Annotated in this window: 16 protein-coding genes and 1 tRNA gene; 15 read left to right on the top strand and 2 right to left on the bottom strand. The window is 68.1% G+C overall.

The features are described 5' to 3' along the window. The first annotated feature begins 171 nt into the window (after positions 1-171). Positions 172-1,821 (top strand): DNA methyltransferase, encoded by a 1,650-nt coding sequence (locus UW392_RS04680; RefSeq protein ID WP_320773568.1) that lies wholly within the window; start codon positions 172-174, stop codon positions 1,819-1,821. A gap of 43 nt (positions 1,822-1,864) precedes the next feature. After that, positions 1,865-2,665, top strand: coding sequence for a DUF4145 domain-containing protein (locus UW392_RS04675; RefSeq protein WP_320773567.1), 801 nt, complete (start codon positions 1,865-1,867; stop codon positions 2,663-2,665). A 150-nt stretch (positions 2,666-2,815) separates the two neighbouring features. Here the strand turns inward: UW392_RS04675 and UW392_RS04670 are convergent, their stop codons facing one another. Continuing rightward, complete coding sequence (locus tag UW392_RS04670) at positions 2,816-3,556, bottom strand: GntR family transcriptional regulator (RefSeq protein ID WP_320773566.1); 741 nt, start codon at positions 3,554-3,556, stop codon at positions 2,816-2,818. 192 nt (positions 3,557-3,748) lie between these two features. Here UW392_RS04670 and UW392_RS04665 point away from each other — a divergent pair, with 192 nt between their 5' ends. From UW392_RS04665 to UW392_RS04630, 8 genes are all read left to right on the top strand, one after another. Continuing rightward, the gene (locus tag UW392_RS04665; protein ID WP_320773565.1) at positions 3,749-4,108 is read left to right on the top strand and encodes a hypothetical protein; all 360 of its coding nucleotides are present in this window, start codon (positions 3,749-3,751) and stop codon (positions 4,106-4,108) included. Beyond that, entirely contained in the window at positions 4,108-5,427 is a 1,320-nt protein-coding gene (locus UW392_RS04660) for an FtsK/SpoIIIE domain-containing protein (RefSeq protein ID WP_320773564.1), read from the top strand. The genes UW392_RS04665 and UW392_RS04660 overlap by 1 nt, the downstream gene beginning before the upstream one ends. Positions 5,428-5,439: 12 nt before the next feature. Next, entirely contained in the window at positions 5,440-5,634 is a 195-nt protein-coding gene (locus UW392_RS04655; RefSeq protein WP_320773563.1) for a hypothetical protein, read from the top strand. Positions 5,635-5,680: 46 nt separating this feature from the next. After that, the gene (locus tag UW392_RS04650) at positions 5,681-5,971 is read left to right on the top strand and encodes a hypothetical protein (protein ID WP_320773562.1); all 291 of its coding nucleotides are present in this window, start codon (positions 5,681-5,683) and stop codon (positions 5,969-5,971) included. 104 nt (positions 5,972-6,075) lie between these two features. Further along, positions 6,076-6,336: a hypothetical protein gene (locus UW392_RS04645; RefSeq protein WP_320773561.1), complete on the top strand. Its 261-nt coding sequence runs from the start codon at positions 6,076-6,078 to the stop codon at positions 6,334-6,336. After that, entirely contained in the window at positions 6,333-7,715 is a 1,383-nt protein-coding gene (locus UW392_RS04640) for a replication initiator (protein WP_320773560.1), read from the top strand. The genes UW392_RS04645 and UW392_RS04640 overlap by 4 nt, the downstream gene beginning before the upstream one ends. Beyond that, positions 7,705-7,917, top strand: a complete 213-nt coding sequence (locus tag UW392_RS04635; protein WP_320773559.1) for a helix-turn-helix transcriptional regulator — start codon at positions 7,705-7,707, stop codon at positions 7,915-7,917. The genes UW392_RS04640 and UW392_RS04635 overlap by 11 nt, the downstream gene beginning before the upstream one ends. After that, a complete protein-coding gene (locus UW392_RS04630; protein ID WP_320773558.1) occupies positions 7,914-9,302 on the top strand; it encodes a site-specific integrase in 1,389 nt (462 codons plus the stop codon). The genes UW392_RS04635 and UW392_RS04630 overlap by 4 nt, the downstream gene beginning before the upstream one ends. Positions 9,303-9,562: 260 nt before the next feature. Here the strand turns inward: UW392_RS04630 and UW392_RS04625 are convergent. After that, positions 9,563-9,634 (bottom strand) — tRNA-Arg (locus UW392_RS04625). A 222-nt stretch (positions 9,635-9,856) separates the two neighbouring features. On the opposite strand from UW392_RS04625, the gene UW392_RS04620 reads away from it, so the two are divergent. From UW392_RS04620 to thrC, 5 genes are all read left to right on the top strand, one after another. After that, positions 9,857-10,282, top strand: a complete 426-nt coding sequence (locus UW392_RS04620; RefSeq protein WP_320773557.1) for a response regulator — start codon at positions 9,857-9,859, stop codon at positions 10,280-10,282. A 134-nt stretch (positions 10,283-10,416) separates the two neighbouring features. Then, positions 10,417-11,493: an ArgS-related anticodon-binding protein NrtL gene (nrtL, locus tag UW392_RS04615; RefSeq protein WP_320773556.1), complete on the top strand. Its 1,077-nt coding sequence runs from the start codon at positions 10,417-10,419 to the stop codon at positions 11,491-11,493. A 69-nt stretch (positions 11,494-11,562) separates the two neighbouring features. Further along, positions 11,563-12,954 (top strand): diaminopimelate decarboxylase, encoded by a 1,392-nt coding sequence (lysA, locus tag UW392_RS04610; protein ID WP_320773555.1) that lies wholly within the window; start codon positions 11,563-11,565, stop codon positions 12,952-12,954. A gap of 185 nt (positions 12,955-13,139) precedes the next feature. Then, complete coding sequence (locus UW392_RS04605) at positions 13,140-14,432, top strand: homoserine dehydrogenase (RefSeq protein ID WP_320773554.1); 1,293 nt, start codon at positions 13,140-13,142, stop codon at positions 14,430-14,432. 6 nt (positions 14,433-14,438) lie between these two features. After that, positions 14,439-15,497: a threonine synthase gene (gene thrC / locus UW392_RS04600; protein WP_320773553.1), complete on the top strand. Its 1,059-nt coding sequence runs from the start codon at positions 14,439-14,441 to the stop codon at positions 15,495-15,497. The last annotated feature ends 219 nt before the right edge of the window (positions 15,498-15,716 follow it).

The raw sequence follows: 15,716 nt of genomic DNA, 5'->3' as shown, positions 1-15,716 counted from the left end.
TGGCGCGCCTGAGCCCTCAGCTTGGGACCTGAGCGCACCCTTCTGCAGCGGAATCATGCGACGTGCTGCCTTGAGGCGGTGGCAAGCTTGACTGCATAGGGACCCGGCGCCAGCAACTTTGGCCTTGCTTCGATCGATGCGCAGCGGGTCATCTTCTGGCAAGCTCTCCCCATGGCCAGGACTGCTGCATCGCCGACGAAGCCTAACCAGCTCTACTACGGCGACAACTTGGAAATCATGCGTCAGCACTTTGCGGACGAAAGTGTCGATCTGGTCTATCTCGACCCGCCATTCAACTCCAATAGGTCTTACAACGTCCTGTTCAAGGAAAGGAACGGCGACGACTCGCCTGCCCAAATCGAGGCCTTCGGAGACACTTGGGTCTGGAGTCATGAGACCGAGAGTCTCTTTCAGGAGCTACAGCAGAGCGAGGCCTCTCCGACGGTCAAAGATGCTCTGGAAGCAATTCGTAAACTGGTTGGAGAGAACGACGTTCTTGCCTACCTGACGATGATGGTGGCTCGCTTGATCGAGTTGCACAGGGTGCTCAAAGAAACAGGTTCTCTATTTCTGCATTGCGATCCTACAGCAAGCCACTATCTTAAAATTATCCTAGACGCTATTTTTGGGCCAACAAACTTTCGAAACGAGATCATCTGGCGTCGGACGCAGGCGAAGTCGCTTATGACTAGAAGGCTTCCCTCGAATCACGACGTAATTCTGGCATACGGGAAGACGGAAAGTGCTCTATGGAATGATGACAGGTTGTTTCAGGCGTACAATGAGGATGAGCTAGACGAAAAAACTCTGGCCAAGTATTCGCAAATCGACTCGGATGGTCGGCGCTATCAGCTAACTAGCCTAATCAATCCGAGCCCGGACCGCCCCAACCTCACTTATGAATTCTTGGGTGTGACGCGAGTTTGGCGCTGGACCAGAGAGCGAATGCAGGCGGCATATGAAGCCGGATTGGTGGTTCAGACGGCTCCTGGACGCGTTCCTCGGCTCAAGCGCTACCTGGACGAGCAGCGCGGGAAACCGCTGGGTGACGTCTGGACTGAAATTTCCCCTCTCAACTCACGAGCGGCAGAAAGGCTTGGATATCCGACCCAAAAGCCTGTAGCTCTGCTGCGTCGGATCATCGAATTCGCCTCATCTCCGGGTGACGTGATTCTTGATCCTTTTGCGGGGTGTGGAACCTCTATTGATGCCGCCCAAAGTCTTGATCGGCGATGGGTTGGCATAGACATCACCACCCTGGCAATCGATTTGATCGACGCACGCCTTCGTCACACTTACGGTGAAGCGATAACAGATGACTATGACGTCCTCGGTATCCCATTTGATATTGATGGCGCCTTGAGGCTGTTTCAAAAATCTCCGTTCGAGTTTGAGCGCTGGTGTGTCATGCTCGTGGACGGACAGCCGAATGAAAAGCAGGTCGGTGACCGAGGGATCGATGGCGTAATCAGGATCCCTGTCGACAGGCGCGGTACCTCTGAACGCGTTCTGGTGTCGGTAAAGGGAGGGAGTACTGGCCCTAGTCATGTGCGGGAACTGATTGGAACCGTCGAGTCTAACAAAGCGGCCATGGGGTTGTTTGTGACTCTAAGGGAGCCTACTGCTGCAATGAAGGACGCGGCCAACCATTCCGGGATATACGCCTATCCGGTTAATGGGCAGAGGTATCCAAAGGTTCAAATCATTAGTGTCGCGGACTTGCTTTCAGGTAAGCGGCCGAATCTTCCCACGAGCCTCCTGCCGTACTACCAAGCGCGGCGACGCCCCAAGGTGGAAGCCGAGCAAATGACTCTCGGCTGATCTTGCTACGTGTGGGCAGTTACCAGCAGACCTGGGTGGGATCGTGGGGATCAGTTTTGACCGGGCGAAATTTGAGAAGCTCGCGGGTCCATTTAACGAATGGCCTAGACTTCTATGTCCGCAGTGTGAAGAAATCACGCTTGAACCAAGGATTGAGAAGTTTGAAAGCTTCGCAAGCCTGGAGTTGCGTGAGACGGCTGCGTCCACTGATCCTGATGCGGAGGAGACGGACCCTTTTGGGTTCTTCTATGGGGAATTGCAGTGCCCTCGCCTCCCGTGCGGAAATAGGCACATTGTTGTTGGCGAATGGAGCCTTGAGTGGGGCCCTGTGAGCATTAAGGGCTCAGAGGATGACCCGTACCTTGTAGGCTATTCGGTCAGACACATACTTCCGGAACTACCGCTGATAGGGTCTCCTCAGGAGGTGCCGGAGGACTTGAAGGCGCTAATTAGTTCAGCATCTAAGGTTCTGCTGTCAGATCCAAATGCTGCAGCCAATAGGATTCGTTCAGCAATCGAGTGTCTGCTCAGTCACAAGCGAGTGAAGAAGTTCGGTGTAGACAGGAGAGGGAGGAGAGCCAGGCTCTCAACCCATCAGAGAATTGAGCTTTTCAAGCAAGTGAATGAACCGGCAAGTGTTCAGCTTATGGCCATGAAGTGGATAGGTAACGCCGGAAGTCACGAGGCTGAGGCAATCCCCTTCGATCACGCTCTCAATGGTATTGAGCATTTCGTGCGAGCATTGGAATTGGTCTATGACCCGCGAGAGCGCGAGCTGCAGCGGAGAGCCGAGAAAATCATTAAGGCTAAGGGGAAAGCACCCAAAGTCGCTGATGGTAAATAGAAGCCAAATCGGTCTGGCGCGGCGCGGGCGCTGGCCGGGCTGGAGCGGGGCGGAGACAGGAGCGCAGGGCCGGCCGGGGGTCGGCCGCGCGCGGGGAGCGGAGCGAGCCGCCTTGATGACGTAGAGAAAGTCTGAGCCACGTAGTCCGTGTTACAGCCGGAACGACAGCTCCAACTCGTCGCCAGGCAGGTGGAACTCTTCCAGGGCGAGCGGCTTGTCTGACTCGGTGAGGGTCACGCGGAAGATGTGGAGCAGGGGGACTCCGTCGGCGAGGCGTAGGGCCTGGGCCTGGTCGGGGAGGGGCATGCGGGTTCGGACGTACTCCGTGAAGTGGAGTTCGTGGCCCAGGTTGGCGAGCGCCGCGTAGAGATCCGGCGCCGGCGGTGGGGCTTCCTCCTCGTACTTCGTGTCGGCCAGGACGGAGAACGGCACGTAAGTCCGGTGGAACTGACGCAGCCGGCCGTGGTCCGCTGTCTGCAACGCGTCGTACGTGAACATCGGCTCGCCCGGCGGGATGCGGAGCAGGTCCGCCAGGGCCAACGGGGCGTCGGTGCGGGTGGCTACCGGTGGCTCGGCGTCCGTCCAGCGGATGCCGTCGGCCTCGACGTAGCGGCCCTCCGGGGTTCGGCGTACGCCTCGCGGGCGCGTGTGGCTCGGACGGCTGTGGGGGGAGCGGGCGAAGGTGCCTCGGCCCATGATGGCCTCGACGAGACCTGACGCTCGTAGCTCGCTGAGGCCTTGGCGGACCGTGGGGCGCGTCACGCCGAACTGCTTCGCCAACGACTCCTCGGACGGGAGCGGCTGGCCGGCTGGGAAGGTGCCGTCCAAGATGCCTTCGCGCAGGTAGTCGGCGATCTGCCGGTACTTCGGCTGCGTGTTCTTCGGCGGCATCGGCCCTCCGTGGCGGTTCCCTAACCGGCTTTACAAAATCGGCTAGACGAAGTTGACCCGGACAGCCTCGCTCATCACAAGGCGGTTGACAACCCGTACTACGGGTGGTCACTCTTGTCTCCGCAACCCGTAGTACGGGTTGTAAAGCAACCCGCAGGATGGCCCTGCGGGTGCCGAGAGGAGACACAACAAGTGGCAAGCCTTCCGATCGATACCGCGAAGTTCACGGGGATCATCTGCGCCGTTCCCCCGGCTCCGCGGCTCGCCAACCGTGAGACCGGTCAGCTCCGTGTGGACCGGGACACGGGCAAGACCGTGTACCAGGTCGGCCTCTGCCTCATGGCGGGGTCGTCGGCCGACGTCGTGAACGTGAGCGTGGCCGGGGAGCCGGCCGGGGTGCAGCTCGGTATGCCGGTGGCCGTGCGGGACCTGATCGCGACGCCATGGGAGAACGAGGGGCGGCACGGGATCGCGTTCCGTGCGGCGGAGATCAAGCCCCTGAGTAGTCCCGCCAGCAGCGCGGCTCCCGCGAGTAAGGGGGCCGGGCAGTGATGAACCTGGCCTCCGCTGCCTCGGCCGGTGCGAACTGGCCGAGCTGGATTGTGGTGGTGGCCGCGGTGCTGGTGTCGGGTCTGCTTCTGGCGGGCCCGGCCCTGCGCAGCCGCTACCCCGTTGCCTGGTGGCTGTTATGCGGCTTTCCGGCTGTGGCCTTCCGGGTCGTGCAGACCTGGCGGCCCCTGATGGCGGGCTGTGGGCTTGCGGTGAGTCGGCGACCGGCGCTGACGGTGGTGTCCGGGCTGGTCGGCAAGGGAGCGGCACCGCCTCAGCCTAAGGTGCCCCGGCACGGTCTCGTACGTCCGACCACCGGCGGTTTCGTACTGCTCGTGCGGCTGCTTCCGGGCCAGGTCCCGGAGGACTTCGTCAAGGCCGCTCCTGCAATGGCGGAGAGCTGGCAGGTGCACGTGGTGCGGGTGAGTGCCTGGCGGCCGGGGGTCGTACGGATCGTCGTTTCCGTGGCTGACCCGTTGGCCGATCCCCGGGTTCCGAAGCAGCGTGGGCCTGGCCACCTGCTCCGGGTGACCGTGGGTGCGCTGGAGACCGGGGCCGCGTGGGTCGTCGACCTGCGGCGCGTGCCGCACTGCCTGATCGTCGGGGCAACCCGCTCCGGGAAGTCGACCCTGATCAACGCCCTCGTGGCGGGCCTCGCTCCGCAGCCGGTCGCTCTCGTCGGAATCGACTGCAAGGGCGGCATGGAACTCTCCCTCTACGAGCCGCGCTTGTCCGCCCTCGCCACGAACCGAGAGCAAGCGGTCCGGCTGCTGACCGCGCTCGTCGACCTCACCCTCGACCGCATGACCCTCTGCCGGGCGGCGCACGTCCGGAACATCTGGGGCCTGCCGGACACCAAACGCCCCGTCCCCGTCGTCGTGATCGTCGACGAGATCGCGGAACTCTTCCTCGTAGCCAGCCGGAACGAGAAGGACGAAGCACAAGCGGCCGGTACGGCGCTGATCCGGCTCGCGCAGCTCGGCGCGGCCCTGGGCGTCTTCCTCGTCGTGGCCGGCCAACGCGTCGGCTCCGACCTCGGCCCCGGCGTCACCGCGCTGCGAGCACAGCTCGGCGGCCGGGTGTGCCACCGCGTGGCCGACCCCGGCACAGCCGAGATGGCCTTGGGCGACCTCAACCCCGACGCGCTCAAGGCGGCGCAAGCCATCACCCCCGAGCAAGCCGGTACGGCGGTCCTGGCGTCCGGCGACGGCTGGGAACGGGCCCGGTCCCACCTGATCACGGAAGCGGAGGCGGAAGCCGTCGCCGCCCAGTACGCGCACCTGACCCCCGTCCTGTCCGAGCTGCACGTCCACGCGCCGTGAAAGGAGCCTGCCGTGCTGGTGTCCATGTCCGCCGTACTGCTGCTCGGCCTGCTGATCTGGTTCCTCCTGCGCATCCGCTACCTGCGTTGGGCCGACGCGCTGCTCTGCGGGAGCTTCGGCTTCCTGCTCTCCCGGACCGTTGCCGCGCCCGTGGTTCAGGCCCTGCTCGACGGTGTGAACGGCTTCCTTGGCCAGTTCCGCTTCTGAGCCACTCCGCCACCCCGCCATCACTCACCAGACAAGGGGACTCCCCGTGTCCGACTACGTCATCCGCTCCGGTGACCGCGCCGCGTTCCTGGCCGGCCTGCGGGAGCTGACCGACTTCCTGACCGCTCACCCGGCCGCCGTCGTACCGCGCCACATGTCCGTCGTGGTCCTGGTCGACGCCCCCGACCCCGCTGCCCGGCAGCGCGGAGTGCAGTCCGTCGCCGCTCCGCTCGGGGTGCCGACGGAGGACATCGGCCGGGGCTACTACGACGCACGCCGCGACTTCGGTCCGGTCTCGTACGGCGTTGTCGGCATCCCTCCCCAGAAACGCCAGTGATCGCCCTTACGACGGGCTCCCGACGGGGCGCGAAGTCGCCAAACCCGACCCCGTCAGGAACCCACTCCGTCCGCCACGTAAGCAGTGAAAGGAGCACTCTCACTTTGTCCACCGCGCACCCTTCGCGCAAATCCCCGTTGCCCGACTGTGAACTGAGGCAGCGCGACGCGCAGGTCACGACCTGCGACGGCCGGGAACAGATCGTCCTCGTCAGCCTCGACGGAGCCGAGCAGTGGCTGTGCCCGGCCCATGCCGCCGCGGTCTGGCTCACGGACCCGACCTTCCGCTTCAGCGCCAAGACCCCGTTGGAAGGGATCTCGGCCGTGATGCGGCAGGCGTTCGGCGACGGAGGTGGTCGCCCATGACCACCGCCCTTCCGAAGAGCGCTGCCGCTCTCGTCGCCAAGGCGGCCGAACCGGAATTCGCGGCCTGGCGCCGGAACATCGTCCGCCTCGGCGGCTGCACCAACCCCATCCACCTGGTGGGCGCCGCGACCGTCTACGACGCGACAACCGGCGTGGCCCTGCTCTCCTACGGCTCCGACGTCTACGGCGGTCGCCTGCTCACCGCGTGCGGCAACCGGCGGGCGACGGTCTGCCCGGCCTGCTCGGGCCTGTACCGGGCGGACACGTACCACCTCGTCCGCGCCGGCCTCGTCGGCGGCAAGCACGTCCCGGAGACGGTGAGCGGACACCCGCGCGTGTTCGCCACGCTCACCGCTCCGGGCTTCGGCCCGGTCCACACCCGCCGTGAACGCGATGGACGGGTACGGGCCTGCCGACCTCGGCGAGTGGGGGAGTGCTGCCCCCACGGGGCCCCGGCCGGCTGCCGCGAACGGCACTCGGCGAACGACCCCCGCCTCGGCGAACCGCTCTGCCCCCGCTGCTACGACTACGCGGGCGCCGTCCTCTGGCACGCCTTCGCCGGTCGGCTCTGGCACCGGTTCGGGCTGGAGCTGCGGCGGGAGGTCGCCCGGCGGGTGGGGCTGACGCGTACGGAGTTCGGGGAGGTCGCCCGGCTCTCGTACGCGAAAGTCGCGGAGTATCAGCGGCGGGGTCTCATCCACTTCCATGCGGTGATCCGCCTCGACGGGCCGGACGGTCCGGGCTCTGGTTCGGCCCTGCCGGTCTGGGCGGGTGTGCCGCTGCTGGTGGACGCCGTGCGTGCGGTGGTCGGCCGGGTGCGGCTGGTCGCTCCTGGCGCGGATGTCGTCGGTCGGCGGGTGCTTCGCTTCGGTCCGCAGGTCGACGTACGGCCGGTCTCCTCGCGCGGCCGGGGCGTAGCGGGGGAGCGGCGTCCTGCCTCCGCGGCGGCCGTGGCGGGCTACATCGCCAAGTACGCCACCAAGGGAGCGGAGTCCGCCGGTGCCGTGGACGGCCGGATTCGCGATGCGCGGGAGATGGTCATGCTGCCGGTGCGGGCGCACGTACTGCGCACGATCGGTACGTGCTGGTGGCTCGGCGGCCTGCCGGAGTTCGCTCCGCTCGGGCTGCGGCGCTGGGCTCACATGCTCGGCTACGGCGGCCACTTCTCCACAAAGTCGCGCCGCTACTCGACCACCCTGACCGCCCTCCGCCAGGCCCGTGCCGACCACCGCGCCGAGCAGCAGCGGGCCTCCCTCGGCGTGCCCGACCACTCGACCGTCACGGTCGGCCAGTGGCGCTACGCGGGGCGCGGCTACTCACCGGAAGCGGCGCTCCTGGCTGCCTCGGTCCGGGAGGGCGGTGGTCTCCATGGGGCGTGACGTCCGTACGCGCCCGGCCGAGCTGCTCACCGTGCGGCAGGTCCTCGACGAACTGGGCGGCATCTCCCGACGCACCTTCTACCGCTGGCGGGAACTGCGGCTCGCACCGGCCTGCATCCGGCTGCCGAACGGGGAGCTGAGGGTCCGGCGGGACGTGCTCAACGACTGGTTGGAGGACCGGGCGGAGGGGGCGGCGTCGTGAAGTCGTACAAGGTCTCTGTCTGGAAGATGTCGGTCAACAAGACGACCAAGAAGCCGAGCTACGTGGTGCGCTGGGTGGTCGACGGGCAGCCGTTCGGTGAGTCGCACAAGACGAAAGCGCTGGCCGACCGGTTCCGCGCCAAGCTCCTGCGCGCTGTGGACAAGGGCGAGCCGTTCGACACGGTCACGGGCTTGCCGGACTCCCTCCGGGGCGGGAAGGCGGCCCTGTCGTTCCTCGATCTGGCGGTGAAGTACGTAGACGCGCGGTGGGCGGAGGCGTCCGCGAAGCAGCGGGACAGCATGACGGACGCCTTGGCGACGGTCGTTCCCGTCCTGGTGAAGCCGGGACGGGGGCGGCCCGCTCCGGAGGTGCTGCGGCGAGCACTGCGGTCGTACGTCCTGCCTGTGCCGCGTCGGGAGCGCGAGCGTTCCGAGGAGATCGCCGCTGCCGTGCGGTGGATCGAGAAGGCATCGCTTCCTGTGGGGGAGCTGCAAGAGATCGCCCGTGTGCATGAGCTGATCGACGGGTTGGGGCGGAGGCTGGACGGCAAGCCTGCGGCCACGCAGACCTATCGACGGCGGCGGGCGGTCGTCTTCAACGCGCTCGAATACGCGGTGGAGCTTGAACACCTCACGTCTAACCCGCTGAGCCGGGTGCGACGGAAGCGGGGCAAGCGGGCGGTGCAGGAAGTCGACCGGCGGGTGGTGGTCAACCCGCAGCAGGCGCGGGAGCTGCTCACGGCGCTGACCTACGTGGGCGGCTACGAGCGGGCGAGTGGTCGGCGGCTGCGGGCGTTCTTCGGGTGTCTGTACTACGCGGCCATGCGGCCGGGGGAGGCGCTCGGCCTTCGACGCTCCGACTGCACCCTTCCGGCATCGGGCTGGGGCCGTATCGAACTGGCGGAGACGCGTCCGACGGCCGGGAAGGCGTGGACCGACTCGGGCGAGGCGCACGACCGGCGTGGGCTGAAGCAGCGGGGCCATGGGGAGGTGCGCATCGTGCCGATCCCGCCTCCGCTGGTGCGGCTGCTCCGTGAGCACGTTGCGGAGTTCGGTACGGCGGAGGACGGCCGGCTGTTCGCCAGCGAGCGGGGCAACGTCATCGCTGCCTCCTCGTACTCCCGCGCGTGGAAGCAAGCGCGGGAGCTGGCGTTCGTCCCGCATCAGGTCTCCTCGGTCCTGGCCTTCCGGCCGTACGACCTCCGTCACGCGGGCGTCTCCCAGTGGCTCAACTCCGGGGTACCGGCCCCGGAGGTCGCTGCCCGCGCGGGCCACTCGGTGGACGTCCTGCTGAAGATCTACGCCAAGTGCATCGACGGCCAGGAGCAGGAGATGAACGACCGGATCATGCTGGGCCTGGGGGAGGTGGACGGCGCCACGGACTGACCCCCATAGGCACAGTGGAACGGGAGCCCCGGACCGGAAACGGCTCGGGGCTTCCGTCTGTCCTGGGGGATGCTCGGGCTGGTTCCGGGAGGTCGCGGAAACGGCTGCTGACCAGCCGTTGAGTCGTCCAAGATCATCACGCTATTACAACGTGATCACTGACAAACGCCTGCTTTCGGCGGCATCCGCCTGCACAAACGCGAAGACCCCGACCTCAGCGTCACCGCTGATGGCGGGGTCTTTGGGCACCCAATTCAAGGTGCCCCCGGCAGGATTCGAACCTGCGCACACGGCTCCGGAGGCCGTTGCTCTATCCCCTGAGCTACGGGGGCGTGTCGGCCGTTCGGCTGTTCGCTCGCGGCGACGGGTAGAACACTACCAGCTCCCCCGGGGTGGTCATGAACGGATTCCCACGGGTCGCCGAGGTGGGGACGGGGGCCGGTCCCCGCGGCGGCCGGGCGGCGCGGCCCGGACGGCCGATTCGCGTCGCCCGCGAGAGGTGGAAGTAGGGAAAACCCGGACGCGATGGCCGGTCCCGACCTACTCTCGGAGTTGTGCCAGGGGCGTCCGGCCGGGTCCTCGTCGTCGACGACAACAAGGTCATCCGGCAGTTGATCAGGGTCAATCTCGAACTTGAGGGGTTCGAGGTCGTGACCGCGGCCGATGGTGCCGAGTGTCTGGAAGTCGTTCATCAGGTGCAGCCCGACGTCGTCACGCTGGACGTTGTCATGCCGCGTCTCGACGGGCTCCGCACCGCCGCGCGGCTGCGTGCCGACGCCCGCACCCGCGAGCTTCCCGTCGCCATCGTCAGCGCCTGTACGCAGTACGAGGTCGACGCCGGTGTCGGCCTCGGCGTCGACGCCTTCCTCTCCAAGCCGTTCGAACCCGCCGAGCTGGTCGGGGTCGTCCGCATGCTTGCCGAGCGGGCTGCCAGGCAGGGCGGCACCGACCCCGCACCCCGCGCCGAGCGCGCCGGCTAGCTGGGCGACCAAGCAGCTGGGCGACCAAGCAGTCGGTGCGACGACGTGCAGGCGCCCCGCCCCCCTGTCCACATCCCGGAACGACCACCGAATCCGTTCGCCTCCCCGCCCCCCTCCTCCCATACGCTTGTCCCGTGACCCCCGTCGAGCTCTCCCGCACCCTGCTGTACGCGGTGCGTCGCGCTGTCGACGACGGGAAGCTGCACGTGAGCGTGCCCGAGCGGGTCGCGGTCACCGCGCCCGGACCCGGCGGCTGCGGCGACTACGCCAGTAACCTCGCGCTCCAGCTCGCCCGGTCCGCCGGGCAGCCTCCCCGTGCGGTCGCCGACACCCTCCGGGGATATCTCCTCGACACCGACGGCATCGTCGACGTCGTCATCACCGGGCCCGGGTTCCTGAACCTCTCCCTCGGTGCCTCCGCGCACGGCGCCCTCGTCGCGGACGTACTGCGACACGGGTCCCGCTACGGGCACGCCGGGTCCCGTTACGGGTACGCCGCCGCCCGAGACCAACCGGACGACAGTCAGACCGTCCAGCTGCACTGCCCCCGCGACCTCCGCGCCCTCGTCGTCATGGACTCCGTCGCCCGGCTCCTGCGGTCACGAGGCGCCCGCGTGCGCACCACCTGCCAGGCCCCGCCTCCCCAGGCGTGGACCACCGTGCTCGACATCCACGTCGACGGCATCGTCGATCTCGACGTCACCACCCGGCCCGTTCCCGTCCCCGACCCCGATGCCGTCCTCCGGCTCGGTCGCGACGCCGGACGCTGGGTCCTGCTGCACCCCGCCGCGCACGATCACCCTCACCCCGAGGACGGCAGGTACCTCCGCCAGACCGAGGACAACCCCCTCTTCCGCGTCCGGTACGCCCACGCCCGCACCCGCGCGCTCCTCCGCAACGCCGGTGACCTCGGGTTCACCCCCCAGCCCGGTGAGATCGGTACGGCCGCCGCCCTCGTCGTCGAAACGCTTCTCGCCGACCACCCCCGTGTCCTCGCCGCCGCGGCCCGGGGCCGCGCCCCCGACCGGCTCGCCCGGCACCTCGTCGCGCTCGCCGATGCCACGCTGGTGACGTTGCCCGACGTACTGCCGCTCGGTGACGAGAAACCCTCGGCCGCCCACCGTGCCCGGCTCGCGCTCGCCGAAGCCGCCGGGGCGGTGCTCGCCGGTGGCCTCTCCCTCCTCGGCATCGACGCCCCCGATCACCTCTGACCTCACACAGCCCGCAGAGACAGCCCCGCAGACCAGCTTCGAGAAGATCCGAGAGAAGCCAGAAGAGCCATGAGCCGTTCCGCACACCCCGCCGGCCCCCGCCACGCCGACGTCCTGCCCGAAGGGCACTACTCCGCCCCGCCCGCCGACCTCAACGACCTCGACGCCAAGGTCTGGGCCCAGACGGTCGGCCGCGACGCGGACGGTGTCGTCACCGTCGGCGGCGTCGACGTCAAGACGCTCGCCGAGCAGCACGGCACCCCCGCCTACGTCCTCGACGAAACCGACTTCCGGGCGCGTGCGCGGGCCTGGCGCGAGGCGTTCGGAGCCGACGCCGACGTGTTCTACGCCGGGAAGGCGTTCCTCTCCCGCGCCGTCGTCCGCTGGCTGGCGGAGGAAGGGCTCAACCTCGACGTCTGCTCCGGCGGCGAGCTGGCCACCGCGCTCTCCGCCGGCATGCCCGCCGAGCGCATCGCCTTCCACGGGAACAACAAGTCCACGCACGAGATCCGCAGGGCCGTCGACGCCGGCGTCGGACGCATCGTCCTCGACTCCTTCCAGGAGATCGTCCGCGTCGCCCACATCGCCCAGGAGCGGGGCAAGCGCCAGCGGGTGCAGATCCGGATCACCGTCGGCGTCGAGGCGCACACCCACGAGTTCATCGCCACCGCGCACGAGGACCAGAAGTTCGGCATCCCGCTGGCCGGCGGGCAGGCCGCCGAGGCCGTGCGGCGGGCGCTCCGGCTCGACGGGCTTGAGGTCATCGGCATCCACTCGCACATCGGGTCGCAGATCTTCGACATGTCGGGGTTCGAGGTGGCGGCCCACCGGGTGGTCGGGCTGCTCAAGGAGATCCGCGACGAGCACGGGGTCGAACTCCCCGAGATCGACCTCGGGGGCGGGCTCGGCATCGCCTACACCAGCGACGACGACCCCCGCGAGCCGCACGAGATCGCCAAGGCGCTCACCGAGATCGTGACCCGGGAGTGCGAGGGGGCCAAGCTGCGCGTGCCCCGGATCTCCGTCGAACCCGGGCGTGCCATCGTCGGGCCCACCGCCTTCACGCTCTACGAGGTGGGCACCGTGAAGCCGCTCGAAGGGCTGCGCACCTACGTCTCCGTCGACGGGGGCATGTCCGACAACATCCGTACCGCGCTCTACGACGCCGAGTACACCGTCGCCCTCGTCTCCCGTACCTCCGACGCCGAGCCGATGCTCACCCGCGTCGTCGGCAAGCACTGCGAGAGTGGTGACATCGTGGTCAAGGACGCGTTCCTGCCGGGGGACCTGGCGCCCGGCGACCTGATCGCCGTACCCGCCACGGGGGCGTACTGCCGCTCCATGGCCAGCAACTACAACCATGTGCTCCGGCCGCCGGTCGTCGCCGTCCGGGACGGCGAGGCGCGTGTCATCGTCCGGCGCGAGACCGAGGAGGACCTCCTCCGCCTCGACGTCGGCTGACCGGACCGGCAGAAGAAGAACGCCGTCCTGGGAACCGGACCGGCGGAAGAAGAGGGACCGAAGATCTTTTCTCCGACGGTCTCCGAAAATGAAATTAATGTCTCACGATCCGGACGAATGGCGGAAACTTACGTCCGGTGAGTGAGACTGGTTCCACCGCATACGGTGAGAGGAAACGAGGTCGGATGATGCGTACGCGTCCGCTGAAGGTGGCGCTGCTGGGCTGTGGAGTCGTCGGCTCTGAGGTGGCCCGCATCATGACGACGCACGCCGACGACCTCGCCGCCCGGATCGGCGCCCCCCTGGAGCTGGCGGGCGTGGCCGTACGGCGGCCCGACCGGGTACGGGACGGGATCGACCCCGCCCTCGTCACCACCGACGCCACCGCCCTCGTCAAGCGCGGGGACATCGACGTCGTGGTGGAGGTCATCGGGGGGATCGAGCCCGCCCGCACTCTCATCACCACCGCCCTCGCGCACGGCGCCTCCGTCGTCTCCGCCAACAAGGCGCTCATCGCCCAGGACGGCGCCGCGCTGCACGCCGCCGCGGACGAGAACGAGAAAGATCTCTACTACGAGGCCGCCGTCGCCGGGGCCATTCCGCTGATCCGGCCGCTGCGCGAGTCCCTCGCCGGGGACAAGGTCAACCGCGTGCTCGGGATCGTGAACGGCACGACCAACTTCATCCTCGACGCCATGGACTCCACCGGCGCCGGGTACCAGGAGGCGCTCGACGAGGCCACCGCGCTGGGGTACGCCGAGGCCGACCCCACCGCCGACGTCGAGGGGTTCGACGCCGCCGCCAAGGCCGCCATCCTCGCCGGGATCGCCTTCCACTCGCGCGTACGCCTCGACGACGTGCACCGCGAGGGCATGACCGAGGTCACCGCCGCCGACTTCGCCTCCGCGAAGGAGATGGGGTGCACCATCAAGCTGCTGGCCATCTGTGAGCGGGCGGCCGACGGCGGGTCCGTCACCGCGCGCGTGCACCCCGCCATGATTCCGCTGAGTCATCCGCTGGCCAATGTGCGCGGGGCGTACAACGCCGTCTTCGTCGAGTCCGACGCCGCCGGGCAGCTCATGTTCTACGGGCCCGGCGCCGGTGGCGCTCCCACCGCCTCCGCCGTCCTCGGCGACCTCGTCGCCGTCTGCCGCAACCGGCTCGGCGGCGGCCGCGGGCCGGGGGAGTCCGCGTACGCCGCGCTGCCCGTGTCGCCCATGGGCGACGTCGTCACGCGGTACCACATCAGTCTCGACGTCGCCGACAAGCCGGGCGTGCTCGCCCAGGTGGCCACGGTGTTCGCCGAGCACGGCGTGTCGATCGACACGGTCCGGCAGTCCGGCAAGGACGGCGAGGCATCCCTCGTCGTCGTCACCCACCGCGCGTCCGACGCCGCCCTCGGCGGCACCGTCGAGGCGCTGCGCAAGCTCGACACCGTGCGGGGTGTCGCCAGCATCATGCGGGTTGAAGGAGAGTAACCAGCAATGACCCACCAGTGGCGCGGAATCATCGAGGAGTACCGGGACCGGCTGCCCGTCTCCGACAGCACGCCCGTCGTGACGCTCCGCGAGGGCGGCACGCCGCTCGTGCCCGCGCAGGTGCTCTCCGAGCGCACGGGCTGCGAGGTCCACCTCAAGGTGGAGGGTGCCAACCCCACCGGGTCCTTCAAGGACCGCGGCATGACCATGGCCATCAGCAAGGCCAAGGAGGAGGGGGCGCAGGCGGTCATCTGCGCCTCCACGGGCAACACGTCCGCCTCCGCCGCCGCCTACGGCGTCAAGGCCGGCATGGTCTCCGCCGTCCTCGTGCCGCAGGGCAAGATCGCGCTCGGCAAGATGGGCCAGGCCCTCGTGCACGGCGCGAAGATCCTCCAGGTCGACGGCAACTTCGACGACTGCCTCACGCTGGCCCGTTCACTGAGCGACAACTACCCCGTCGCGCTGGTCAATTCCGTGAACCCCGTGCGCATCGAGGGACAGAAGACCGCCGCCTTCGAGATCGTGGACATGCTCGGCGACGCGCCGGACATCCACGTCCTGCCGGTCGGCAACGCGGGCAACATCACCGCGTACTGGAAGGGGTACAAGGAGTACGCCGCCGACGGTGTGAGCACGCGCAAGCCGCGGATGTGGGGGTTCCAGGCGTCCGGGTCCGCGCCCATCGTGCGCGGCGAGGTCGTCAAGGACCCCTCGACGATCGCCACCGCCATCCGGATCGGCAACCCCGCCTCCTGGGACTTCGCGCTCGCCGCGCGGGACGAGTCGGGCGGCGCCATCGACGAGGTGACGGACCGTGAGATCCTGCGCGCCTACCGGCTGTTGGCCTCGCAGGAGGGCGTCTTCGTCGAGCCCGCGTCCGCCGCGTCGGTCGCCGGTCTGCTGAAGGCCGCCGAGCGGGGCGACGTCGACCCGGGGCAGAAGATCGTCTGCACCGTCACCGGCAACGGGCTCAAGGACCCCGACTGGGCCGTCGCCGGCGCTCCGCAGCCGGTCACCGTCCCGGTCGACGCGGCGACGGCCGCCGAGCGCCTCGGCCTGGTCTGACCCGAAGGCCGACCGGCCCCGAAGGTCCGCTTCCGGAACGAGAACCCCGCTTCCCCGGCCGGAGAGGCGTAAGTCCCGCCCGCCGGGGAAGTTCCTTGACGGGCCCTGCGAAGGGCCCGGTGACGGGCGCCAGAACCGGGGGTGCACGGGGGGCTTGCGACACGCATCGTGCGCCTCCTGTGCGCCCTATGTCGCCGCAGAACCTTCCTTCGATAGGCT

Source organism: Streptomyces sp. CRN 30, assembly GCF_034105845.1.
This window is presented reverse-complemented; position numbering and strand designations above follow the sequence as displayed.